The following is a 22,853-nucleotide window of genomic DNA, read 5'->3' on the forward strand; positions in this document are numbered from 1 at the left end:
TCTCCTTTAAACCTTCGTAATCCGTTGTCTTACTTGCCGGCCACGATGTCCGTGATACGGACGACCGTGTGGTGCTGGCGGTGGCCGCGCGAACGCTTGGAGTTCTGGCGGCGGCGCTTCTTGAAGGCGATGACCTTCTTGCCGCGGTTGTGCTCGACAACTTCAGCCTTGACGGCAGCGCCTTCTACGAAGGGAGCGCCGAACTTGGCATCGGCGCCGGCGCCGACAACGAGTACTTCGGTGAATTCAACAGTAGCACCGGCGTCTGCTTCAAGCTTTTCGATGGTCAGCACGTCGTTTGCTGCCACGCGGTACTGCTTGCCGCCGGTTTTGATGACTGCGAACATTTTTTATCCTTTCATGTTCGTTCCGGCTCTCTCCGGGAAATCGCCCGGGCGGCCGTCTTTTTGTCAGTCGATGTTAAGCAGCGTTTTCAAGAGGTTGAGGTCTCGAACCCGGTCTGCCGGTGAAGCTTTGCAACCATGCAAAGAATTGGTGGGCCTTTTACGGGCTTTTCCAGTCGGAGTGGCTGATACGTGAGAAGCCAAAATCTGTCAAGGCGACATCCCCGGAAACATTTGATTTTCGCCCTTGCCAGCCAGAATTTTCATCGCTATGAGACACCCCGCGCAAATCAAGCGCCGACCAGTTATGCGGAGAGGTGGCAGAGTGGTCGAATGCACCGCACTCGAAATGCGGCATACGGGCAACCGTATCGGGGGTTCGAATCCCCCCCTCTCCGCCATTATTTGCGAATAGCATGACTTTGCGTCGCGAATTTCACGATAGGAACCCAACATTTCAATTGTTTGCGCCGAGCCTTGGCCTCGATGGCCACATTCCCGGCACTGCGTGATTTAGATAACCTCAAAATGCCGCAGCGCAGTCTCGACAGCTATTCGCTTGTCGGCCGGACAGGGGTGCTTGCGAGCCTGCATATTGATTCTATTTGCTGCCACGCGTTTGGTTTTTCCGTTCTCTGCTTTCACATGGGCAATCCAGCAGGTTTTGGCTCTGAAGCCGTATGTCGCCATAATCCAATCCTGAACCTGCTTATAGGTTGCCATCTTCATTCCCGATGCTGATCGTCTGTTGCCTTCAATTGAGATCGATAATCGTGGCTGGTGAAAAACTCCGAGGCGTTTTCACGCCACTGATCATACCCTGTCGGGATTTTGGATTGCCGACTGATCCCTTGAGCCAGCACTCGCTTTTCCTGCGAACATATGTAAACGCGATGCAACTCGAGTTGTCGATGCAAGCAAGTCTGCATTGAAGAGGCGTTGTTGCCTTTTCGAGGGGACGGTTGGAAAGGTCGCCGCCTGGCAGGTCGACATCGTCAAAGAGAGCGTCCTGAGGATCAATGGTACCTACGGTAAAAGTAGCCGGGTCGGGCTCGGATCCGCTTAGAAGCATGCCGGAAAAGGCAACTCTATTGCCATCGACCCTGCCGTAGCCAGACTTAAGGAAGCAGTTTGGACCGCGTTTGATGGTTGGATTGATGTTGAAGGTAAAGGCCTTGCACTGCCCTCTCAGTGCCCCGCACTGCCCGGCACATTCAGCAGCGTCTGCAACCCTCGCTGACCTTATGTCGTCGCCAAAAAGGTCGAGGCCGGTGTAGATCGCAAGGCGATCAGGTCGGCCTGATGTTTGGGCGGGAGGAAGTGAGGCTTCTGATGTCGATGAGTGAACTTTAGGGGCGCCCATTACCAGGCCGCCGGCCGATTCAGCTGGGTCACGCTGGACGACGCCATTATTTGAGGCGCTTGCTTTGTTTAGTCGATAGCGCACGATCTCTTCGGCGGTGAACACATGCATGTCGTCTGGTGGCGTCTTGAACATGACGCTCATCACTTCAGGCGGTGTATCGAAGCGACCAAGCACGTCGATAATATCTGAAATGGTAAGTTGGGCGCCGACGAGATCCGATGATTGCGACGAAATCTGGTGGACGCCGAGCTCACCTTCGACTTCCCGTGCTGCGCCGGCAAGGAAGATGTAAGCACAGGCTGAATAGCAACCGCTTCCTTTGGGGATGTAGGTCGTCAGCTTCTTTTGATGGATATCGTCTGCAATCAGAAGTCCCATCTGCACATTCCCGCCTGGACTATTAAGAGCGACCACCGTAGCGTTTGGAGCAGCATCAAGGGCGCGCCTAAAGTTCAGCGCGGAGCTGACGTCGATTTCACCGTTGAGAATAATCAGATCGGGATAGTCGTCGTTAATAATGAAGGGCCCGAAGATTTTCTCAGCTGCAGACGCGCTGCCAACTGCAATGAAATACAAAAGAACGATGGCGACGACAGCTTGAAATCTATTACGCATGAACGAAACCCTTACCCGGTCTCATCAAACTATATTGGATGAGAATGAGCAAGCTTCATACACGACCTCACCGGGGCTTGGTTGTGCCGGGATGCTCCTTGGCACCCCTCCATGCGCATACAACCACCGCCACATTCGCCGCAGCTCCGCCCTCAAATTCGCCTCTTATCCGCATTGCCTCCTGCAACATTCCCGTTACAATCGCCCTGTCAAAAGACGGACAGCTTTGGGAGGAGTGATACGTGAGACGGATGTGGCCAGACGAATACGCCTTTCTGCTGGATGACGCGGAAGAGGTCGAGCTTCATATTCCGGCGGTGGCGCAGGAGGATGGTTCGCCGGGCAAGGCGATCACGCGCAAGGCCTTGAAGGTCCGCATCAGCCAGCAGGACTTCGAGAAGATCTGGCCGCTTGCCGAGGCGCGCTACCGCCTTGGCGGACGGCTTTCGGGCAGGGCGATCACGCTGATCACCAACAACCCGCATTACAGCAACTGGCATCCGTCCGACGGCGGCAGTGTCGAAAGCGTCTCTGACAGCGGGAAGCATTACACGACCTCCTATGTGGTCGTGCATTTTCTCCTCGATGACGTGCGGGAGACGGCCGAAGCCTGAGGCTGGCGCGGCCGCTTCAGCGTCTGCGATCGTGCTGGCCGGTCTCGAAGAGCCTGAAGGAGTTCTTGCCCTCGGCCTTGGCGGCATAGAGGGCGCGGTCGGCGCGTGAGAAGACGTCCTTCGGCTCGATCTCGCCATTGACCGGCGCGCCGCCGACCGAGCTGGTGATCGTCAGATTGCCGATGCCGAGATGCCACTGCATGCTCTCGACGATGCGCCCGCCGAGCTGTTCGAGACAGTCGGGAGAGCGGCATGGATGCAGGACGGCGAATTCGTCGCCGCCAAGCCGGCTGACCAGCGTCGCGTCCGGCAGGGCCGCGGATAGGCGGTTTCCGGCTTCCTTCAGGCACGCGTCTCCCGCCTGATGGCCGAGGCGGTCGTTGACCGCCTTGAAACCGTCGAGGTCGATCAGCAGCAGCGCATGCGGAACCTCGGCCGCGGCGGCATAGACGTCTTCGAACACGGCCTCGAATTTCGCGCGCGAGGCGAGCCCGGTGACGGTATCGACTTCCGCCAGATGGCGAATGTGGTCGATCATCGCCTTTTCGGCGGTAATGTCCTGCTTCATGCCGAACAGGCGGACAGGACTGCCGTCGACCCGCTCGACGATCGCGGTGATCCTGATCCAGCGGCGATTGCCGGTCGCGGTGATGATCTCGGCATCGAGGGTAAAGCTCTCTCCGCTGGCGATCGTGGCGCTGCGGACTTCCGAGAGCTTCCTACGGGATTCTTCCGTGTAGAGCGCGACGATGTCATCGCGGCTGAGCGCGCATTGCGGCTCCAGGTCGAACAGTTCGTAGACCGTGTCGGTCCAGGTGAGGACCTCGTCCGGCAGGCTGCATTCCCAGATGCCGATGCGGGCCGCCTTGAACGACTTGTCGAACAGCGCCTGCAGATGGTCGAACTGGGCCGAAGGGGTCGCATTGGCGGTCTGCCTGTCCGGACGCATCCTGTGCAGCCGCGCCGTTGTTTGCAACGTTTTCGACACCTGTTTCCCCCTACGCTTTATAGCGCTGATGGATCAGAGCCTAAGGACAAAACGTTGCTGTTGCGTTTCCGTCTGTCCTGGCAACCGGAAAAAACTGACAATTCGCAATCCGGCCCGGGCCGGATCTGCTGCAAGCGTTTTGGTCTTCGACTTCAAGGAGATGGCGCTTCCCGGTTGCGCTCGCCATCGGCGATCAGCCAGTCGCGCACCGCGCGGGCGCGCTGGCTGAGTTCACGGGTGCGGGGCCAGACCACGTAAAAGGCGGCGCCGGTATGGACCACATGCGTGGTCACCGGCTGCAACAGGCCGGCTTCCATCTGCGGTTCGATCAGATGGCGCCAGCCGAGCGCCACCCCCTGGCCGGCCAGCACCGCCTGGATGACGAGCACATAGTCATTGATGACCAGCCTGCGGGCCTGCCGGGGCAGGGTCAAACCGCCGGCGGCAAACCATTGCGGCCAGTCGAGCGCCGTGCGCACCGGCTCGTCCAGCCAGATCAGCCTTTGGCGGGCAAGCGTTTCCAGGCTGTCGTCGATGCCGTTCTTCTCCACGAAGGCGGGGCTTGCCACCGCGTTGATCACTTCCGAGGCGATCGGAGCGGCATGATATTGCGGCCAGTCCTCGGGGCGACCGCCGCGTACGGCGAGCGGAACGGGTTCGTTGACGAGATCAAGGTCGCGCACGCTCGTCTGGATGCGCAGGTCGATGTTCGGCAGGTCCTCGCGGAAGCGTTCCAGGCGCGGCAGCATCCACATCGAGGCAAAGGCGCTCGATGCGGCGATCGTCACGCTCGCATCGCGGCTCTTCTGTCGGATGTCCTCAACCGTCTTCTGGATGCGGCCCATGCCGGTGGATACGTCGATGAACAGGCGTTCGCCCGGATCGGTCAGCTCGACGGCGCGGTGAACCCGCAGAAAAAGCTGGACGCCGAGATCGTCCTCCAGTGCCCGGACGGCCTGCGAGACGGCGGCCTGGCTGACGCCCAGTTCCTTGGCCGCACGGCTGAAATTCTGATGCCGGGCGGCGGCCTCGAAGAGGATGAGGCGGGACGCGGAAGGCAGCAGGTCACGAAGATTTTCCATAATTATATCTTATAGGAAGGAAAAGAAATTTCCAAGATTACAGGTCATCCGTGCCGCGATACTCTAATTCAAATTTATGGGAGATCGCCAATGGACGCCGCAGACATCACCATCGAAAGACGGCCGCGACCAGCGGGGCGCGGCGTGCGGCGGGACAGTTCCGCGAAGATCAAGGGTGTTCCCTATATCGTCCGCAATATTCCGACCTATGACATTCTCGGCGAGGAAAGCCTTCTTCGTATCGAGGAGACCGCCGACCGCATCTTGAGCGAGGTCGGTATCGAATTTCGAGACGACCCGGCGACGCTCGATCTCTGGCGCGAAGCTGGCGCCAAAGTCGAGGGCGTTCTCGTCCGTTTCGAACCCGGCATGCTGAAGGAGATTCTTGCGAGCGCGCCGATCGAGTTCACCCAGCATGCGCGCAATCCGGAAAAGTCGGTCAGGATCGGCGGCAGCAATGTCGTCTTCTCGCCGGCCTATGGGTCGCCCTTCGTCATGGATCTCGACAAGGGGCGGCGATACGGCACGATCGAGGATTTCCGCAACTTCATCAAGCTGGCGCAATCGAGCCCCTGGCTGCATCATTCCGGCGGCACGATCTGCGAGCCGGTGGATCTGCCGGTCAACAAGCGCCACCTCGACATGGTCTACAGCCACATGCGCTATTCGGACCGTCCGTTCATGGGGTCGATCACGGCGGAAGACCGCGCCGAGGATTCGATCGCGATGGCGCGCATTCTCTTCGGGGCCGATTTCGTCGACAGCAATTGCGTGATCCTCGGCAATGTGAACGTCAATTCGCCGCTCGTCTGGGACGGCACCATGACGAAATCGCTCAGGGCCTATGCGCGGGCGAACCAGGCCGCCGTCATCGTTCCCTTCATCCTCGGCGGCGCGATGGGGCCGGTCACCAATGCCGGCGCGATCGCGCAATCCTATGCGGAGACGATGGCCGGCTGCGCGCTCACGCAGCTCGAGCGCAAGGGCGCGCCGGTGATCTTCGGCAATTTCCTCTCCTCCATGTCGCTCAGGTCCGGATCTCCGACCTTCGGCACGCCGGAGCCGGCGATCGGCTCGATGGTGATCGGTCAGCTCTGCCGGCGCCTCGGCCTGCCGATGCGTTGCGCCGGCAACTTTTCCAATTCGAAGCTGCCCGATGCGCAGGCGATGCAGGAGGGCGTGATGTCGATGCTGTCGGCGGTCCATTGCGGCGCCAATTTCATCCTGCATTCGGCCGGCTTCCTCGACGGGCTTCTCTCGATGTCCTACGAGAAGTTCGTCATGGACGCCGATTTCTGCGGCGCGCTGCACTCCTATCTCGCCGGCGTCGTGGTCGATGACAATACGCTGGCCATGGACGCCTTCACGGAAGTCGGGCCGGGAAGTCATTTCCTTGGCTCCGCCCATACGATGCGCAACTACCAGACTGCATTCTGGGATTCCGGCCTTTCGGACAATGAGCCATTCGAAAAATGGAGCCAGGAAGGCGGATCGACGGACATGGCGACGCGCGCCAACCGGCAATGGAAGAAGATGCTCGCCGAATACGAGGCGCCGCCGCTCGACGAGGCCGTCGACGAGGCGCTCCTGGATTTCGTCACCCGCAAGAAGACGGCTCTGCCGGACGCTTGGTACTGACGGGCGTTCCTTGCCCGCGCGCTAGGGTTTGTCGTTCTCGGCAAGCCATGTTTCCAGTGCGGCAATGACGGCAAGCCGCAGGCTCGAGCCGTGGATCAGCGCCCGGGCGAGCGTGGTGTCGCGCCTGTCGAAGCCCATTTCCGCCATGATGTCGGCAGGCTTCATCTTTCTGCGGATCATGATGTCCTCGACCCGCGCTGCCGCATGCGGCAGCAGGTAGCGGCCTGCGGCGATCGCGGAGGCGCGTGGACCGACGAAGCTCGGCGAGGATGGAACGGCCACTTTTTCCGGCGACTGCGGCTGCGGCATGGTTATGCCACCGAGCCATGTCAGGAAGTCGTCCTGTTCCCCGCGGCTCGCTTTTGTCCAGGCGGCCTTCAGATCGTCCAGCCGGTCGCGCCGCTTCTTGATGCCTGCGGCAATGGCGGCGTCTGTAACGCTTGCATATTTTCCGGCGCGCAGATCCTCGTGGATCTCCGGGAATTCCTTCTTGAGCCGCTTCTTGTAGTCGGCGCGGCCGCGTTTCGGCTTCGGGGACATCCGCTCTCCTGATGCTTGCGGCCTCCTCATAGCGGCGTCGCCGTCGAACCGCCACCGCAAACTCGGCGCCCTAAAGGACGGCGCCCCTCTGATCGGCGCTCGGCAGGTGACTTTGCCGGCGGGCCGTGCCATAGGGGGCGCGATTTTCCTCAAGGTCACCGCTTCCATGATCCGCATCGAAAACATCAGCAAGTCCAACAGCCATCGCATTCTCTACATCGAAGCGTCGGCCGCCCTGAATCGTGGCGAGAAGATCGGCCTTGTCGGACCGAACGGCGCCGGTAAGACGACGCTGTTCCGGATGATCACCGGTGAGGAGCTGCCCGACGAAGGCCAGGTTTCCGCCGAAAAGGGCATCACCATCGGCTACTTCAATCAGGATGTCGGCGAGATGGCCGGCCGTTCGGCGGTTGCCGAGGTCATGGAAGGGGCGGGACCGGTGAGCGAGGTCGCGGCCGAGTTGCGCGATCTTGAGGCGGCGATGTCCGATCCCGACCGCATGGACGAGATGGACACCATCATCGAACGTTACGGCGAGGTGCAGGCGCGCTACGAGGAGCTCGACGGTTATGCGCTGGAAGGACGGGCTCGCGAAGTGCTGGCGGGCCTGAGCTTCAGCCAGGAAATGATGGATGGTGACGTCGGCAAGCTTTCCGGCGGCTGGAAGATGCGCGTGGCGCTGGCCCGCATCCTGCTGATGCGCCCCGACGTCATGCTGCTCGACGAACCGTCGAACCATCTCGACATCGAAAGCCTGATCTGGCTGGAGGCGTTCCTGAAGAACTATGACGGCGCGCTGATGATGACCTCGCACGACCGCGAGTTCATGAACCGCATCGTCACAAAGATCATCGAGATCGATGCGGGCTCGCTGACCAGCTATTCCGGTGATTACGAATTCTACGAGGGGCAGCGGGCGCAAAACGAGAAGCAGCAGCAGGCCCAGTTCGAGCGCCAGCAGGCGATGCTGGCCAAGGAAATCAAGTTCATCGAGCGCTTCAAGGCGCGCGCCTCGCATGCAGCCCAGGTGCAGAGCCGGGTCAAGAAGCTGGAAAAGATCGACCGCGTCGAGCCGCCGCGCCGGCGCCAAACGGTGGCGTTCGATTTCCTGCCGGCGCCGCGCTCGGGCGAGGACGTGGTCAACCTCAAGGGCGTTCACAAGGCCTATGGCAGCCGGACGATCTATGACGGGCTCGATTTCATGGTCCGCCGCCGCGAGCGCTGGTGCATCATGGGGGTCAACGGCGCCGGCAAGTCGACGCTCCTGAAGCTCGTTACCGGCACGGCCGAGCCGGACAAGGGTGTCGTGACGCTCGGCGCCAGCGTCAAGCTCGGCTATTTCGCGCAGCATTCGATGGACCTGCTCGACGGCGACCTGACCATCCTGCAATGGTTGGAGGAACGCTTTCCGAAGGCCGGGCAGGCGCCGCTCAGGGCGCTTTCCGGCTGTTTCGGCTTTTCCGGCGACGATGTCGAAAAGCGCTGCCGGGTGCTGTCGGGCGGCGAGAAGGCGCGGCTGGTGATGGCGGCTATGCTGTTCGACCCGCCGAACTTCCTCGTGCTCGACGAACCGACCAACCACCTCGACCTCGACACCAAGGAAATGCTGATCAAGGCGCTATCCACCTTCGAGGGAACCATGCTGTTCGTGTCCCACGACCGTCACTTCCTCGCCGCTCTTTCCAACCGCGTGCTGGAGCTGACGCCGGATGGCATCCATCAGTATGGCGGCGGATATACGGAATATGTCGAGCGCACCGGCCAGGAAGCGCCGGGGCTGCATTCCTGAGCGCCCCGGCCGGCATCGAGCCGGCCAGATTGGTCTTCTCTGACGGAATCCAGGCCCTGACGGGATTGATCGGCTGCGGGTGGCTTTGGCTTTCGAGACGCATCGCCTTGCGACCCTTTGTCGTTCCCCGGCAGCAGTCTAAATGCCGCGCACCCGCTGGACATGGGTGATCGGAGTCCCAAGTGTTCTCCCTAACGGTCGCAACCGAAGGAGGACAAACTCATATGGTAGGGTTCATACGCCGCACCATCATTCCCATCACCGCTTTCATCATCTCCATCCTCAGTCTTTTCCTGATGGCGCGGAATGTCTGGTGGTTCCTGCTTCTGGTGCCGGCTGTCGGGCTCGTGGTTCTCGGGTTCTACGATTTCTTCCAGACACGCTGGACCATTACCAGAAACTATCCCGTTGCCGGGCGCCTGCGCTGGTTCTTCTATGATCTTCGCCCCTTTCTGCGCGCCTATATCGTCGAGGACGATCTCAACGGAACGCCATTTTCCTTCGAGGCGCGCAATCTCGTCCATGCCCGGGCACGCGGGGTCACCGACACGCATCCCTTCGGCACCGAGCGCGACACCGACGCCAGCACCTATCACTGGCTCTCCCACTCGATCGCGCCGGCCGAAAACCCGGATCGCTCGCCGCGGGTTCATGTCGGCAACGACCAGACGAGCAAACCCTACGACGCTTCGATCCTGAACATCTCGGCCATGAGCTTCGGCGCCTTGTCCGCCAATGCGGTCGAGGCGCTCAACATGGCGGCGAAGAAGGGCGGCTTCTATCACGACACCGGCGAGGGTGGTGTCAGCGACTATCACTTGAAGCATGGCGGCGACCTCGTCTGGGAACTGGGCTCGGCCTATTTCGGCGCGCGCGACAAGGACGGGCATTTCGACGCCGGGAAGTTTCGCGACGGTGCGCAGCGCGACAACGTCCGGATGACGGAAATCAAGCTCAGCCAAGGTGCGAAGCCCGGCCATGGAGGCCTGCTGCCGGCTGCCAAGGTGACCGAGGAGATCGCCCGCATCCGGCAGATCCCGGTTCATCAGGATGCGCTGTCGCCGCGCGGTCATACGGCCTTTTCCACCCCGATCGAGATGCTCGAGTTTGCCGCCCGCATGCGCGAGCTTTCGGGCGGCAAGCCGGTGGGCCTGAAACTCTGCGTCGGCCAGCCGCATGAGGTCTTCGCCATCGTCAAGGCTATCCTGAAGACCGGCATCACACCGGAATTTATCGTCGTCGACGGCGCGGAGGGCGGCACGGGCGCTGCTCCGCTGGAGCTTTCCGACTGGGTTGGCATGCCGCTGAAGGAAGGGCTGATCCTGATGCGCAATGCGCTGGTCGGGGCCGGGCTGAAGCCGAAGATCAAGCTCGCCGCCTCCGGCAAGGTCTATTCCGGCATGGGGCTCGCCTACAACATGGCGATCGGCGCAGACTGGTGCAACGCGGCCCGCGCCTTCATGTTCTCCGTCGGCTGCATCCAGGCGCAGCGCTGTCATCTCGGGACCTGTCCCACCGGCGTGACGACGCAGGATCCGTCGCGCATGCGGGCGCTGGTGCCGGAGGTACAGGCCGAGCGCGCCGCGCGCTTTCACGCCAAGACGCTCGATTCGCTGGCCGACATGATCGCGGCCGCAGGCCTCGAACATCCGCGCGAACTGTCTCCGCATCATGTCATGCACCGGGTCGGGCCGGAGAAGGCCGAGACCATGGACCTGATCTATCCCTTCCTGCCGGAAGGCGTGCTGCTCGATGCACCGGAGGACACGGTCTATGCGGACTGGTGGCAGGCCGCGACGCCGGAAAGTTTCAAACCGCGGACCGATCTGGAGAGCGTCCGCGCCAAAAAAGGCAGCCAGCAGGCCGTCGTCTAGGAGTATCCCATGTCAAAAACCGTATCCGAGGTCATCGTCGACACGCTTCTGAAGGCAGGAGCCGAGCGCTGCTACGGGATTGTCGGCGACACGATCAATCACTTCGTCGATGCCATTCATTCTTCCGATCTTCGATGGGTGCATGTGCGCCATGAGGAGACCGGCGCGCTTGCCGCCGGCGGCGAGGCCTACATGACGGCTGAACTCGCGGTCTGCGCCGGGACGACCGGTCCGGGCAGCCTGCATTTCGTCAACGGCATCTTCGAAAGCCACCGTAACGGCGCACCGGTGGTCCTGATCGCCTCCAACATCGACCGGCAGGAGGTCGGGTTCGGCTTTCCGCAGGAGGTCGACCAGCAGCGGATTTACGAACAGGCCTCCGTCTTCTGCAAGCCGATCTCCCATCCCGACCAGGCCCGGCGGATCACTGCCATGGCGGCGCAGGCGGCCCTGACGAAAAAGGGCGTGGCGGTGATCATCGTCAATGGCGATATGTTCAAGGAAAAGGTCGCCGACGAGACGCCTTGGGCCGTCAACCGGCCACGGCCCGTCATCCGGCCGAGCGACGACGAACTCGGCGCGCTGGCCCGGCTGATCGGCGAGCATGAGAAGGTGACGATCTATGCGGGCATTGGCGCCCGCCACGCGCATGACCAGGTGATGGCGCTTGCCGAAAAGATCGGCGCGCCGGTCGTTCACACGACGCGTTCGAAGGAGTTCATCGAGCCGAACAATCCACACAATGTCGGTATGACCGGCATTCTCGGCAACCGCGCCGGCATGGACGCGATCGGCAGCTGCGACCTGCTCCTGTGTCTCGGCACGGATTTCGCCTATTCGCAATTTTATCCGGAGAAGGCGACGATCGCTCAGGTCGATATCTCGACGGACAATATCGGCAAGCGCACGCCGGTCGACCTCGGACTGGTCGGCGATGTCGGTGCGACCATCGACGCCTTGCTGCCGATGATAGAGCAGCGGCCGGGCGGCAAGCATCTCGATGCAGCTCTCAAGCAATGGAAGGAGGATCGGGATGCCTACACCGCATCCGCGGAGGAAAAGGACGACAGCCTCATCCATCCGCAATTCGTGACGCAGATGCTCGATGAGCTTGCGGACGAGGACGCGGCCTTCACCGCCGATGGCGGTAGTCCGATGCTCTGGAGCCTGAGGCACCTGACGGCCAATGGCCGGCGCCGGTTCCTAACGAGCCTTCTGCACGGCACGATGGCGAACGCCTATCCGCAGGCGATGGGAATTGCCGCGGCCTATCCCGGGCGGCAGGTGGTGGCGCTTTGCGGTGACGGCGGCATGACGATGCTGATGGGCGATCTGCTGACGCTCGTGCAGGAGAAACTCCCGGTCAAGCTTCTGGTCTACAACAACGGTTCGCTCGGCTTCGTGGAAATGGAGCAGCGGGTGGAGGGCATGCTCGATGCCTTCACGGAACTGAAGAACCCTGATTTTGCCCGGCTGGCGGAGGTTTGCGGCTTCTGGGGCCACCGGGTGGATCGCGCCTCCGATCTCAGGCCGGCGATGGAGCGCTTCCTTGCCCATGACGGTCCGGCACTTCTCGACGTCAAGGTGAACCGGATGGAGCTCATCATGCCGCCGAAGGTTGAGTTCGGACAGGTCGCCTCGACCGCGCTCTTCGGTGCCAAGGCCGTTCTCAACGGGCGCACCGACGAGGTCATATCGCTGCTGCGCGACAATTTCCTGCGATAGCTGCGGCATGGTGCGCCGACTCTTCCCACAGATGCGAAAGGGCGGCGTCCTTGCCGGACGCCGCCCTTTCCAATTGAAAGCCTGCCGCGATCAGTGACGGGACGAACGCGGATCCAGTGCGTCGCGCAGCGCATCGCCGACATAGTTGATGCTGAGCACCGTCAGCGAGATCGCCAGGCCCGGCCAGAAGACGCGGGCCGGGGTTATCTGCAGGAAGGGCGAACCGTCGAACAGAAGCCGGCCCCAGGTCGGATAGTCGGAGGGAAATCCGAGCCCGAGGAAGCTCAGCGCCGATTCCGTGATGATCGCCGAGGCGATGCCGAGCGTCGCCGAGACCATGATGGAGCTCATCACGTTCGGCAGCAGGTGGCGCAGGATGATGTTGTATTCCCGTGTGCCGCCACTCTTGGCCGCCAGGATGAACTCCTGGTTTTTGACCGCCAGCACGTCGCCGCGCACAATTCTGGCCGTATGCATCCAGCTGGTGATCCCGATCACGAAGACGATCAGGATGAAGATGCCGGTGGTCGGGCCGAAGGCCGAGCGCAGCGTATCGCGAAAGAGCATGATGACGACGAGCAGTAGCGGCAAGAGCGGCAGGGCCAGAAACAGGTCGGTCAACCGCATCAGTGGACCGTCCAGCCATTTGATGTAACCGGCAAGGACACCGACAAAGGTGCCGATGACGATCGCAAGCAGCATGGCGGTTATGCCGACCGCGAGCGACACTTTCCCGCCGGCCATGACCTGCGCCAGCATGTCGTGGCCGAGATTGTCCGTTCCAAAGGGATGGAGAAGCGAGGGGCTCTGGTTCTTGGCGCGGATGTCCAGCTTGTTCGGATCGACGGTGTGGACCAACGGTCCGAGATAGACGACCGCCAGGATGAAGAGGAAGGTGAACAGGCCGACCGCTCCGCCCTTGTGGCGGCGGAAGCGGTGCCAGAGGTCGCCGAGCGCGCTCCGGCGCTTTTCCGGCAGGGCTGGCTGGGCGATGTCAGTCATAGCGGATCCTCGGGTCAAGAATGCCGTAGAGCACGTCCGCGATCAGGTTGAAGAGCACGATCAGGACGGCGAAGATGAAGGTGAGCGTCTGCACCAGCGGCAGGTCGGCACCCTGGATCGCGGTGATCAGCAGCTGGCCGAGACCGTTCACGCGGAAGATCTGCTCGGTGATGATGGCGCCGGAAAAGATCGTCGGGACGCCGAGGGCGATGACGGTCACGACCGGAATCAGGCTGTTGCGCAGCACATGCACCAGAAGCACCGTCTTTTCCTTCACGCCCTTGGCGCGTGCCGTGCGCACATAGTCCTGGTGCAGGTTTTCCAGCATCGAGGCGCGGACGAAGCGGCTGATCTGCGACGTGTTGTAGAGGGTCAGCACCGTCACCGGCAGCACCATCTGCTTCACCTGCGCGACGAAGGATGACCAGTCCGTCACGGAAAGCGTCGTGTCGTAGACGGACGGGAACCATTGCAGGGTGGAACTGAAGATGACGATGAAGAGAACGCCGGTGAAGAAGGTCGGCACCGAATAGCCGACCATCGAGACGAACGTGCCGATCTGGTCGAAGATCGAATACTGCTTGTAGGCGGAGATGACGCCGATCGGAATCGCCAGCATGATGCCGAAAACATAGGACAGGCCGACCACCCAGAGGGTCTGCGGCATGCGCTGCACGATCAGGTCGACAACCGGGCTTCTGGTCGCCCAGGACAGGATCCGCAGCCGATGCGGATCACCGATCACGATGCCTGTCGTCTGCTGCAGGATGTTGAGCGGCTCATTGACGAAGAACTGGTGCAGCCATTTCAGGTATCGGATGAGGAAGGGCTGATCGAGGCCGAGCGCGTTCCTGATCTGCTCGCGAACTTCCGGCGGAATGGTCAGGGGAAGGTCGCTCAGGGGATCGGCAGGCGCCAGATCGAGCAGGGCGAAGATGATCAAACTTATGACGAGCAGCGTCGGAATTGCGAAGAACAATCGACGCAGCGTGTAATTAAACATGGGAATTTGCTCCGGTCCGCATTACCGCTTCATGCAAGGGCCGGACCCGGGCGATCTGCCCGGGTCCGGCAAAGCGGATTACTTCTTGCGGGACCAATCGGCCACGTTCCAAAGCTCGGAATCCCAGCCACTCATGCGCACGCCTTCGAGCGTGTTGCTCACCGCGGAGACCTGACCGCGGTGGATCAGCGGGATCTGCGCGAACTCGTTCGTCAGCATGTCGTTGAGCTTCTTGGCAATCGTCGCGCGCTCTTCGAGCTTTGCGGTCTTGCCGAGTTCCTTCACCAACGCATCATATTCCGGATTGCAGTAGCGAACGATGTTTTCGCCCTGCCAGCCGTTGGCCGGGCCCGGGATCTTGTCGCACATCCAGCTCGCCATGTACTTCTCAGGATCGGTTCCGTCGAAGTTGTTGGTGTACATCTGCACGTCGGCATAGAACTTCTGGAAGGTGTCCGGAGATGCCGGGTCGCCGCCGAAGAAGACGTTGGCGGAGATGTTGCGCAGTTCGGTTTCGACGCCGATCTGGTTCCACCAATCCTTGATCAGGGCCTGGCTGCCCTGACGGACGGAGTTGGTCGAGGTCTGGAAGAGGTAGGAGAGGCGAACGCCGTCCTTGACGCGCACGCCATCCGGGCCGGGCTTCCAGCCGGCGTCGTCGAGAAGCTTCTTGGCGCCTTCGATGTCCTGCTTGAGGCACCAGTCGACATCGGTCGAAGCATAGATTTCCGGAGCCGGGAGAATGTTGCAGGTCGGCTTGCCGGCAGCGCCGTAGCCGGCTTCAACCAGCACTTCGCGGTCGATGGCGAGCGAAAGTGCCCGGTCGACGGCGGGATCGGCCAGAGACGGATGCGGACCGGCTTCCTTGGTCGAACGCTTGTCGCCGAGCGCGGGATCCGGGTTGTAGTGGTTGATGTCAATACGCTCGACCTGTGTGCCGAAGGCAGTTTCGAGATGGCCCTTGCCGGCCTGCATCATCTGGTCGAGGATTTCCGGCTCGACCTGCATGTTCCAGGCGTAATCGAACTCGCCGGTTTCCAGAACGGAACGGGCAGCCGAAGCAGCGTCGCCGCCGCCTTTCAGCGTGGCGGTCGCGAAGGCCGGCTTTTCAGCGTCGCGATAGTTCGGATTGGCTTCGAAGGTCACGACGTCGTTCGGCTTGAAATCCTTGACGACGAACGGGCCGGTGCCGATCGGATGGAAGTTGGCGTCCGTGCATTCCGGTGCCTTGATACCCATGCAGTCCTTGAACTGTGCCGCCTGGATGATTGGCGACTGGGCGCCGACGAAGGCGCTGTAGGGGTAGGGCTTGGCTTCGGAGAAGGTGATCTTGACCGTCTGCGGATCGACGGCCTCGACATTGCTCACGCCTTCGAAATAGGCGCCCTGGGCGCAGCCGCCGTCCGGCGCCGTGCAATATTTCCAGGTGAAGACGGCATCGTCAGCCGTGACCGGCGAGCCATCCGACCATTTCAGGTCGGGCTTCAGCTTCCAGGTCATGCTCTTGAGGTCGGACGACACGCCGCCGTTTTCCACGGTCGGAATTTCCGCGGCGATCATCGGAACGAGATTGCCCTTCTCGTCGTAGCGGGCCAGCGGTTCGATGACCATGGACGCCGCGTAGACTTCCTTCGTTCCTCCCGAAAGATACGGGTTCATGGTCGAAACGGCCTGCCAGAAAATGATCTTCAGATCGCCGTCCGTGCCGCGTGCCGCATGCGCGACGCCGCCGAGAACGGACACTGCCAGAGCCGTACCGGCCATGAGAGCCTTCAGTTTCTTCATAACACTATTCCCCTTGTGTTTTTGTCATGAGAGCAGCCAGGTCTTGATGATTTTCAGACCTGGAATGTCTTGGCGCGCCCTATTTTAATCGTTGATAATTATGGGTTTTTCCCAACGGGCGGCAGAAAGATATTTGTGAGTCTCCTCAAGCGTTTGACAGGGTTGTGCCAACAGCCCCACTAAAATCGCTGGCATCTAAGCACGCTCCTATTTTCCATTCAAGAAAGAAAATTGCACCTTGCAAAACCTGTTTACGGCTGTGCAATATCCCGCTCAAACATCCATTTTTATAACGAACGGGAACTGAAAATGCCTTTGATCAATCGCGCCACGGACATGCTGGAAGAGGTTTCCGGCTGGCGTCGCCACATCCACCAGAACCCCGAATTGCTTTACGACGTGGTCAAGACGTCGGCCTTCGTTGCTGAGAAGCTCAAGGAGTTTGGCTGCGATGTGGTGGAGACTGGTATCGGCCGCACCGGTGTCGTCGGCCTGATCAAGGGCCGCCACGGAGAGGGCCCGACCGTCGGCCTGCGCGCCGACATGGATGCATTGCCGATCAGCGAGACCAGCGGCGTGCCGTGGGCGTCGAACACGCCCGGTAAGATGCATGCCTGCGGGCATGACGGGCATACGGCAATGCTGCTCGGTGCCGCCCAGTACCTCGCCGAGACGCGCAATTTCAAGGGTTCCGTTGCCGTCATCTTCCAGCCTGCCGAAGAGGGCGGTGGTGGTGGCCTCGCCATGGTCAAGGACGGCATGATGGAGAAGTTTGCTATCAGCGAAGTCTACGGCATGCACAACATGCCCGGCCTGCCGGTTGGTCAGTTCACCACCCGAAAGGGTTCGATCATGGCGGCGGCCGATACCTTCGACATCACCGTTATCGGCAGGGGCGGCCATGCCTCGACGCCGCACAAGACGATCGATCCGGTCGCCATTGCCGCTCATGTCATCATCGCCCTGCAGTCACTGGTGTCGCGCCAGACGGACCCGCTGGAATCGCTGGTCATTTCCGTCACCATGCTGCGCGGCGGCGACGCCTACAACGTCATTCCGAACGAGGTGAAACTTTCGGGGACGGTCCGGACGCTATCGCCGGAAGTCCGCGAATTCGCAGCGACCCGGATCGAGGAAGTGGCGAGCGCGACCGCCGCCATCTACGGCGGCAGCGCTAAGGTGGATTATCGCCGTGGCTATCCCGTCACCGTCAACCATGACCGCGAAACCGATTTCGTCGTCTCCGTCGCCCGCAACGTTGCCGGAGCTGCCGCAGTCGAGGACGAGGTCGCGCCGTTGATGGGCGCCGAGGACTTCTCCTACATGCTGGAAAGCCGGCCGGGCGCCTTTGTCTTCATCGGCAATGGCGACACGCCGATCCTTCATCATTCATCCTACGATTTCAACGACGAAGCGATCCCGTACGGCATCAGCTACTGGGTGACGCTCGCCGAAACGGCTCTTGCTGCCTGACGCTCAATCAAAAGGCCGAAAAGGTCGATACTATAAGGGGAAATCATGCTCGGCGCCGAAACATCGCAAATGCAATCGGGGGGGCTGGCCGGCCCGGTTCTCTCCGTCAGGGACCTGACGACCGCGTTCCGCGTGGACGATCAATGGCGGACTGTCGTCAATTCGATCTCCTTCGACATCAACCCGCGCGAGACCGTGGCGATCGTCGGTGAATCCGGCTCCGGCAAGAGCGTGACATCGCTGTCGATCATGCGGCTCCTGCCGAAGAATACCAGCCGGATTACCGGGCAGGTGATGCTCGGCGGCCGCGACCTGCTTGCGCTTCCTGAAGAAGAGATGCGCAAGGTCCGCGGCAACGACATCTCGATGATCTTCCAGGAGCCGATGACCAGCCTCAATCCGATCTTTCCGATCGGCAAGCAGATCGCGGAGGCGATGACCTGCCACCGGGACATTTCATCGGCGAGCGCGAGGGCCGAAACGATCCGGCTGCTTGAAAAGGTGCGCATTCCGAATGCCGCCAACCGCTTCGACGAATATCCGCACCAGTTTTCCGGCGGCATGCGCCAGCGCGTGATGATCGCCATGGCGCTCGCCTCGAAGCCGAAGCTGCTGATCGCCGACGAGCCGACGACCGCGCTCGACGTGACGATCCAGGGGCAGATTCTCGATCTCATCAAGGAGCTGCAGGAAGAGGAGGGCATGTCGGTCCTCTTCATCACCCACGACATGGGCGTGGTCGCCGAAATCGCCGACCGCACGGTCGTCATGTTCCGCGGCGACGTCGTCGAGGAAGGGCCGACCGAGGACATCTTCCACCGTGGCCAGCATGCCTACACGCGGGCGCTCCTGTCGGCCGTGCCCAAGCTCGGCTCGATGGAGGGCAAGAAGTGGCCGCTGAAGTTCCCGATCGTTGACATCAACACCGGCGAGAGCAGCGAGCCGGTCGAGGTCGACAGCACGATCGACAAGAGCCGCAGGCCCATTCTCGAAGTCAAGAACATGACGACCCGTTTCGACATCGTCTCCGGCCTGTTCGGACGCAAGAGCGGTGCGGTCCATGCCGTCGAGAACGTCTCGTTCAATCTCTACGAGGGCGAAACCCTGTCGCTCGTCGGCGAATCCGGTTGCGGCAAATCGACTACCGGCCGATCGATCACCCGCCTCGTCAACCCGACCAGCGGTTCGATCATCGTCGACGGCTATGACGTGATGAAGCTGTCGAATTCCGAGTTGAGAAAGATGCGGCGCAGCATCCAGATGGTCTTCCAGGATCCGTTCGCCAGCCTCAATCCGCGCATGAGCGTCGGCTCCGCGGTCGCCGAACCGTTCCTCGAGCACGGACTGGGTAGTCGTTCGCAGGCCCGCGAAAAGGCCGCTGACCTCCTGGAGAAGGTCGGTCTCAACGCCGACATGATGAAGCGCTATCCGCACGAGTTCTCGGGCGGCCAGCGCCAGCGTATCTGCATCGCCCGCTCCCTGATGCTCGATCCGAAGATCATCGTCGCGGACGAATCCGTCTCGGCGCTCGACGTGTCGATCAAGGCGCAGGTGGTCAATCTGCTTCTGGAACTGCAGCAGAGCCTCAACCTCGCCTATCTGTTCATCTCGCATGACATGGCGGTGGTCGAGCGCGTCAGCCACCGCGTCGCCGTCATGTATCTCGGCGAGATCGTCGAGATCGGTCCGCGCGAGGCGGTGTTCAGCGATCCGCAGCATCCCTACACGAAGAAGCTGATGGCTGCGGTTCCCGTACCCGATCCGTCGCGTCGCGGCATCAAGCGCAACCTGTCGGCCGACGAAATCAAGAGCCCGGTGCGGCCACTGGGCTTCGAACCGCCGCGCCGGCAGTACAAGACGATCTCCGAGGGCCACCTCGTGATGATGTGAGCGGCCTCGCCCACTGTCAGGCTCAGAGGCCGCCGGCGATCCAGCGGGCGGCCTTTTCGGCGATCATCAAGGTCGGCGCATTGGTGTTGCCGCTCGTGATCGTCGGCATGACGCTGGCGTCGGCAATCCTCAGTCCCCTGATGCCCCTCACTCTCAAATGGCTGTCGGTGACGGCCAGAGGATCATCGGCCTTGCCCATCCTGGCGGTGCCGACCGGGTGGAAGATCGTCGTCGCGATGTCGCCGGCGAGGCGTGCGAGTTCCTCGTCGGACTGGTACTGGACGCCCGGTTTCCATTCTTCCGGCTGGTATTTCGCCAATGCCGGCTGGCTTGCTACCTTGCGGACATGACGCAGGCTGTCGGCGGCGATCTTCCGGTCTCCCTCGGTACTCAGATAGTTCGGCGCGATTGCCGGCGCGGCACGGAAGTCGGGGCCCTTGAGGCGCACGGCTCCGCGGCTCGTCGGATTGAGATTGCAGACGCTCGCGGTAAAGGCCGGAAAGGCGTGCAGCGGTTCGCCGAAGGCGTTCAGGCTCAGCGGCTGCACGTGGTATTCGATGTTGGCGTGCGGCTGGTCGGGATCGGACCTGGCGAAAGCGCCGAGCTGCGATGGCGCCATGCTCATCGGACCGCTGCGCTTCAGCATGTATTCGAGACCGATCATCGCCTTGCCGAACATCGTGCTCGCCAGTGTGTTGAGTGTCTTGACCCCGTTCACCTTGAAGACGGCGCGGATCTGCAGGTGATCCTGCAGGTTGCCGCCGACGCCCGGCAGTTCATGCACCGGGTCGATGCCGTTGTCGCGAAGATGGTCGGCCGGTCCGATGCCGGAAAGCTGCAGGATATGCGGCGTGCCGATCGCGCCGGAAGAGAGCACCACTTCGCCGCGCGCGCGGACCGTCCGCCGCTCGCCGCCGCGATGCACGACGACGCCGGTGCAGCGCAATGCGCCGTCGGCGCCAGCGCCAGGCTCCAGGACGAGCTTTTCCGCCTGAGTGTCCGTCCAGATCTCTAGGTTTGGCCGGCCGGCCGCAGGCCGCAGGAAGGCCTTCGAGGAATTCCAGCGCCAGCCGCCCTTCTGGGTCACGTCGAAATAGCCGACTCCTTCATTGTCGCCGCTGTTGAAATCATCGGTGCGGGGAACGCCCGCCTGCACCATGGCGTCCTGGAATGCGTCCAGCACATCCCAGCGCAGCCTTTGCTTTTCGACGCGCAGTTCGCCGCCATGTCCGTGCACGTCGGAGAAATGCTTGTTGCCGGCCGATGGCGGGTCCTGTCCGTCGTCGAGACGGTAATGGTCCTCGTGGGCCATGAAGTCCGGCAGGGCTTTGTTCCAGCTCCAGGCGTCGTCGCCGCTGGCGTCTGCCCAGCTGTCATAATCGCGGGCCTGGCCGCGCATGTAGATCATGCCGTTGATCGACGAGCAGCCACCGAGCGTTCGCCCGCGCGGGTAAAGCAGGCTGCGGCCGTTCAGGCCCTTCTCCGCCTCGGTCTTGAACAGCCAGTCGGTGCGCGGGTTGCCGATGCAGTAGAGATAGCCGACCGGAATGTGAATCCAGTGGTAATTGTCCCTGCCGCCGGCTTCGATCAGCAGAACACGCTTCTCCGGATCGGCGCTCAGCCGGTTGGCAAGCAGGCAGCCGGCGGTACCAGCCCCGACGATGACGTAGTCGAATACTGTTTCTGGCATGGGTTTCGGGTCTCCTCCCCGTAATGCTCCCATCATCCTTAGCGGGCGGAATGGATTTTTTCAAAGCGACCATTTTGCCGTCTTCCGTTTTCCCTGCCGCCTCGCATGGAAAAAACCATATCTATGCCGTCTGCCGACAGGAACCTATGATGGAGATCAATATGGTCATCATGTCTTCGGGAATTCGGATTTCGCACATGCAGAACAATGACATCTGTCTTTCGCGACTGGAGTGTGGGGCCCGCCGCAAGGCCACTTTGCTGCGATGGCCGGACTTGCCTCTCCTCACGCTTGCCGGCTCGATCCTCTTCGTCTGCGCGCTGACGGCCGGGTTCATTTCCTGATTTTCAATGTAAGCAGCGGCTTTTTCTTGAGTGGAATTTTTTTACCTCGAGGATAGAATTTCAATGGCTGTCACATTACTGTGCTAGTGCAGCAGCAGTGAATGAGGGGTGGAATGGCGAAATCCGTGGCGAGCAGTGACGTAGTCGAGGGCATTCCCGCCGTGGAATATGCGGCCAGCAAGACCTCCCTCAGCCAGGATCCCCATAGCCATCGTGATCCCAAGGTCAACAATCTCGAGATCGCCATTGGTCACGAGGTTCGTGCCTTCCGCAAGAAGCTCGGCATCACCGGCGCGGACCTTGCCTCGGCGACCGGCATTTCTCTTGGCATGCTTTCCAAGATCGAGAACGGCAACACCTCACCGTCGCTGACGACACTGCAGTCGCTGGCGCGCGCGCTTGGCGTGCCGGTGACGGCGTTTTTCCGCCGGTTTGAAGAAGTCCGCAATGCGGTGTTCGTCAGGGCCGGGTCCGGCCTGGAGATCGAGCGGCGCGGCACCCGTTCCGGTCACCAGTACAATCTGCTCGGCCATATCGATCACTCCGCCGGCGGCGTCCAGGTGGAGCCCTACCTGATCACGCTGACTGCGGATTCCGATGTTTTTCCGGCGTTCCAGCATGAGGGCATCGAGTTCATCTACATGCTGGAGGGCGAAGTCAAATACCGGCACGGCGACAAGCTCTACACGCTTTTGCCGGGCGACAGTCTGTTTTTTGATGCCGACGCGCCGCATGGGCCCGAGGTTCTTGTGACGTTGCCGATCCGGTTTCTTTCCATCATCTCCTATGCGGATAGAAATGGTGCAATATGACCGCCGGTCGTGATGAACGCTCAGCGCTCAAGTCTAAATGCGGCCATTATTCTATTGCACTGCCACATGCTCAATTCTTGCGATCATCCTTGGTCCGGCGTTTTCGCCGGCCGGCTTTTCCTGAAGGGATCTAGAGCCTCGGAACCAACCCGATCTTGAAACGTTTAGCGTTCAATTTGCCGCCGTCCTCGCGCCATCCGTTTGCCGGGGATCAGAGATGAGCCGTTCCGAGAATGTGACTTCGACTTTGCCGTACAGGACAGGTGCGGCAATCAATTT

At 61.3% G+C, this 22,853-nt stretch carries 19 protein-coding genes and 1 tRNA gene; 10 read left to right on the top strand and 10 right to left on the bottom strand.

The annotated features are described in order from the left end of the window. Positions 1-29: 29 nt before the first annotated feature. Positions 30-347 carry a 50S ribosomal protein L21 gene (gene rplU, locus ACU5AZ_RS10960; RefSeq protein ID WP_446822416.1) on the bottom strand — a complete coding sequence of 106 codons (318 nt, stop codon included), beginning with the start codon at positions 345-347 and terminating at the stop codon, positions 30-32. 308 nt (positions 348-655) lie between these two features. Here rplU and ACU5AZ_RS10965 point away from each other — a divergent pair. Next, a tRNA-Ser gene (locus ACU5AZ_RS10965) sits at positions 656-745 on the top strand. 112 nt (positions 746-857) lie between these two features. On the opposite strand, the gene ACU5AZ_RS10970 is transcribed toward ACU5AZ_RS10965, so the two are convergent. Both ACU5AZ_RS10970 and ACU5AZ_RS10975 read right to left on the bottom strand, forming a co-directional pair. Then, complete coding sequence (locus ACU5AZ_RS10970; RefSeq protein ID WP_446822417.1) at positions 858-1,067, bottom strand: hypothetical protein; 210 nt, start codon at positions 1,065-1,067, stop codon at positions 858-860. A gap of 31 nt (positions 1,068-1,098) precedes the next feature. Continuing rightward, a complete protein-coding gene (locus ACU5AZ_RS10975; RefSeq protein WP_446822418.1) occupies positions 1,099-2,325 on the bottom strand; it encodes a PAN domain-containing protein in 1,227 nt (408 codons plus the stop codon). 251 nt (positions 2,326-2,576) lie between these two features. Between ACU5AZ_RS10975 and ACU5AZ_RS10980 the strand changes: the two genes are divergently transcribed. Then, complete coding sequence (locus tag ACU5AZ_RS10980) at positions 2,577-2,939, top strand: hypothetical protein (protein ID WP_446825987.1); 363 nt, start codon at positions 2,577-2,579, stop codon at positions 2,937-2,939. Positions 2,940-2,955: 16 nt separating this feature from the next. Here ACU5AZ_RS10980 and ACU5AZ_RS10985 read toward each other — a convergent pair whose 3' ends face one another. Continuing rightward, positions 2,956-3,888: a GGDEF domain-containing protein gene (locus ACU5AZ_RS10985; protein WP_446822419.1), complete on the bottom strand. Its 933-nt coding sequence runs from the start codon at positions 3,886-3,888 to the stop codon at positions 2,956-2,958. A gap of 191 nt (positions 3,889-4,079) precedes the next feature. Then, complete coding sequence (locus ACU5AZ_RS10990) at positions 4,080-5,009, bottom strand: LysR substrate-binding domain-containing protein (RefSeq protein ID WP_446822420.1); 930 nt, start codon at positions 5,007-5,009, stop codon at positions 4,080-4,082. Positions 5,010-5,099: 90 nt separating this feature from the next. Between ACU5AZ_RS10990 and ACU5AZ_RS10995 the strand changes: the two genes are divergently transcribed. Beyond that, complete coding sequence (locus ACU5AZ_RS10995) at positions 5,100-6,647, top strand: trimethylamine methyltransferase family protein (protein WP_446822421.1); 1,548 nt, start codon at positions 5,100-5,102, stop codon at positions 6,645-6,647. A 21-nt stretch (positions 6,648-6,668) separates the two neighbouring features. On the opposite strand, the gene ACU5AZ_RS11000 is transcribed toward ACU5AZ_RS10995, so the two are convergent. Next, entirely contained in the window at positions 6,669-7,187 is a 519-nt protein-coding gene (locus ACU5AZ_RS11000) for a hypothetical protein (RefSeq protein ID WP_446822422.1), read from the bottom strand. 166 nt (positions 7,188-7,353) lie between these two features. Between ACU5AZ_RS11000 and ACU5AZ_RS11005 the strand changes: the two genes are divergently transcribed. The 3 genes from ACU5AZ_RS11005 (at position 7,354) to ACU5AZ_RS11015 (ending at position 12,575) form a co-directional block, all read left to right on the top strand. Next, positions 7,354-8,976 carry an ABC-F family ATP-binding cassette domain-containing protein gene (locus tag ACU5AZ_RS11005; RefSeq protein ID WP_446822423.1) on the top strand — a complete coding sequence of 541 codons (1,623 nt, stop codon included), beginning with the start codon at positions 7,354-7,356 and terminating at the stop codon, positions 8,974-8,976. Between the two features lie 224 nt (positions 8,977-9,200). Next, positions 9,201-10,850, top strand: coding sequence for an FMN-binding glutamate synthase family protein (locus tag ACU5AZ_RS11010; RefSeq protein ID WP_446822424.1), 1,650 nt, complete (start codon positions 9,201-9,203; stop codon positions 10,848-10,850). A 9-nt stretch (positions 10,851-10,859) separates the two neighbouring features. Further along, the gene (locus tag ACU5AZ_RS11015) at positions 10,860-12,575 is read left to right on the top strand and encodes a thiamine pyrophosphate-dependent enzyme (protein WP_446822425.1); all 1,716 of its coding nucleotides are present in this window, start codon (positions 10,860-10,862) and stop codon (positions 12,573-12,575) included. Between the two features lie 90 nt (positions 12,576-12,665). On the opposite strand, the gene ACU5AZ_RS11020 is transcribed toward ACU5AZ_RS11015, so the two are convergent. The 3 genes from ACU5AZ_RS11020 to ACU5AZ_RS11030 all read right to left on the bottom strand — a co-directional run bounded on the left by ACU5AZ_RS11020 (position 12,666) and on the right by ACU5AZ_RS11030 (position 16,365). After that, positions 12,666-13,577 (bottom strand): ABC transporter permease, encoded by a 912-nt coding sequence (locus ACU5AZ_RS11020; RefSeq protein WP_446822426.1) that lies wholly within the window; start codon positions 13,575-13,577, stop codon positions 12,666-12,668. Continuing rightward, positions 13,570-14,580, bottom strand: a complete 1,011-nt coding sequence (locus tag ACU5AZ_RS11025) for an ABC transporter permease (RefSeq protein WP_446822427.1) — start codon at positions 14,578-14,580, stop codon at positions 13,570-13,572. The genes ACU5AZ_RS11020 and ACU5AZ_RS11025 overlap by 8 nt, the downstream gene beginning before the upstream one ends. 78 nt (positions 14,581-14,658) lie before the next feature. Continuing rightward, entirely contained in the window at positions 14,659-16,365 is a 1,707-nt protein-coding gene (locus tag ACU5AZ_RS11030; RefSeq protein WP_446822428.1) for a peptide ABC transporter substrate-binding protein, read from the bottom strand. A gap of 309 nt (positions 16,366-16,674) precedes the next feature. Between ACU5AZ_RS11030 and ACU5AZ_RS11035 the strand changes: the two genes are divergently transcribed. Together ACU5AZ_RS11035 and ACU5AZ_RS11040 are read left to right on the top strand one after the other, a co-directional pair. After that, positions 16,675-17,838, top strand: coding sequence for a M20 aminoacylase family protein (locus tag ACU5AZ_RS11035; RefSeq protein ID WP_446822429.1), 1,164 nt, complete (start codon positions 16,675-16,677; stop codon positions 17,836-17,838). A gap of 45 nt (positions 17,839-17,883) precedes the next feature. Beyond that, positions 17,884-19,728 (top strand): ABC transporter ATP-binding protein, encoded by a 1,845-nt coding sequence (locus ACU5AZ_RS11040; protein WP_446822430.1) that lies wholly within the window; start codon positions 17,884-17,886, stop codon positions 19,726-19,728. Positions 19,729-19,750: 22 nt separating this feature from the next. On the opposite strand, the gene ACU5AZ_RS11045 is transcribed toward ACU5AZ_RS11040, so the two are convergent. Beyond that, a complete protein-coding gene (locus ACU5AZ_RS11045; protein WP_446822431.1) occupies positions 19,751-21,418 on the bottom strand; it encodes a GMC family oxidoreductase in 1,668 nt (555 codons plus the stop codon). A gap of 50 nt (positions 21,419-21,468) precedes the next feature. On the opposite strand from ACU5AZ_RS11045, the gene ACU5AZ_RS11050 reads away from it, so the two are divergent. Together ACU5AZ_RS11050 and ACU5AZ_RS11055 are read left to right on the top strand one after the other, a co-directional pair. Then, the gene (locus ACU5AZ_RS11050; RefSeq protein ID WP_446822432.1) at positions 21,469-21,762 is read left to right on the top strand and encodes a hypothetical protein; all 294 of its coding nucleotides are present in this window, start codon (positions 21,469-21,471) and stop codon (positions 21,760-21,762) included. Between the two features lie 113 nt (positions 21,763-21,875). Continuing rightward, positions 21,876-22,574, top strand: coding sequence for a helix-turn-helix domain-containing protein (locus tag ACU5AZ_RS11055; protein ID WP_446822433.1), 699 nt, complete (start codon positions 21,876-21,878; stop codon positions 22,572-22,574). The last annotated feature ends 279 nt before the right edge of the window (positions 22,575-22,853 follow it).

The sequence above is a fragment of the Rhizobium sp. PAMB 3182 genome (assembly GCF_052908355.1).

What these genes read in the sequence shown, in the direction of transcription:
- rplU (WP_446822416.1), bottom strand. Translation starts at nt 347, where the DNA reads ATGTTCGCAGTCATCAAAACCGGCGGCAAGCAGTACCGCGTGGCAGCA.
- ACU5AZ_RS10970 (WP_446822417.1), bottom strand. Translation starts at nt 1,067, where the DNA reads ATGGCAACCTATAAGCAGGTTCAGGATTGGATTATGGCGACATACGGC.
- ACU5AZ_RS10975 (WP_446822418.1), bottom strand. Translation starts at nt 2,325, where the DNA reads ATGCGTAATAGATTTCAAGCTGTCGTCGCCATCGTTCTTTTGTATTTC.
- ACU5AZ_RS10980 (WP_446825987.1), top strand. Translation starts at nt 2,577, where the DNA reads ATGTGGCCAGACGAATACGCCTTTCTGCTGGATGACGCGGAAGAGGTC.
- ACU5AZ_RS10985 (WP_446822419.1), bottom strand. Translation starts at nt 3,888, where the DNA reads ATGCGTCCGGACAGGCAGACCGCCAATGCGACCCCTTCGGCCCAGTTC.
- ACU5AZ_RS10990 (WP_446822420.1), bottom strand. Translation starts at nt 5,009, where the DNA reads ATGGAAAATCTTCGTGACCTGCTGCCTTCCGCGTCCCGCCTCATCCTC.
- ACU5AZ_RS10995 (WP_446822421.1), top strand. Translation starts at nt 5,100, where the DNA reads ATGGACGCCGCAGACATCACCATCGAAAGACGGCCGCGACCAGCGGGG.
- ACU5AZ_RS11000 (WP_446822422.1), bottom strand. Translation starts at nt 7,187, where the DNA reads ATGTCCCCGAAGCCGAAACGCGGCCGCGCCGACTACAAGAAGCGGCTC.
- ACU5AZ_RS11005 (WP_446822423.1), top strand. Translation starts at nt 7,354, where the DNA reads ATGATCCGCATCGAAAACATCAGCAAGTCCAACAGCCATCGCATTCTC.
- ACU5AZ_RS11010 (WP_446822424.1), top strand. Translation starts at nt 9,201, where the DNA reads ATGGTAGGGTTCATACGCCGCACCATCATTCCCATCACCGCTTTCATC.
- ACU5AZ_RS11015 (WP_446822425.1), top strand. Translation starts at nt 10,860, where the DNA reads ATGTCAAAAACCGTATCCGAGGTCATCGTCGACACGCTTCTGAAGGCA.
- ACU5AZ_RS11020 (WP_446822426.1), bottom strand. Translation starts at nt 13,577, where the DNA reads ATGACTGACATCGCCCAGCCAGCCCTGCCGGAAAAGCGCCGGAGCGCG.
- ACU5AZ_RS11025 (WP_446822427.1), bottom strand. Translation starts at nt 14,580, where the DNA reads ATGTTTAATTACACGCTGCGTCGATTGTTCTTCGCAATTCCGACGCTG.
- ACU5AZ_RS11030 (WP_446822428.1), bottom strand. Translation starts at nt 16,365, where the DNA reads ATGAAGAAACTGAAGGCTCTCATGGCCGGTACGGCTCTGGCAGTGTCC.
- ACU5AZ_RS11035 (WP_446822429.1), top strand. Translation starts at nt 16,675, where the DNA reads ATGCCTTTGATCAATCGCGCCACGGACATGCTGGAAGAGGTTTCCGGC.
- ACU5AZ_RS11040 (WP_446822430.1), top strand. Translation starts at nt 17,884, where the DNA reads ATGCTCGGCGCCGAAACATCGCAAATGCAATCGGGGGGGCTGGCCGGC.
- ACU5AZ_RS11045 (WP_446822431.1), bottom strand. Translation starts at nt 21,418, where the DNA reads ATGCCAGAAACAGTATTCGACTACGTCATCGTCGGGGCTGGTACCGCC.
- ACU5AZ_RS11050 (WP_446822432.1), top strand. Translation starts at nt 21,469, where the DNA reads ATGGATTTTTTCAAAGCGACCATTTTGCCGTCTTCCGTTTTCCCTGCC.
- ACU5AZ_RS11055 (WP_446822433.1), top strand. Translation starts at nt 21,876, where the DNA reads ATGGCGAAATCCGTGGCGAGCAGTGACGTAGTCGAGGGCATTCCCGCC.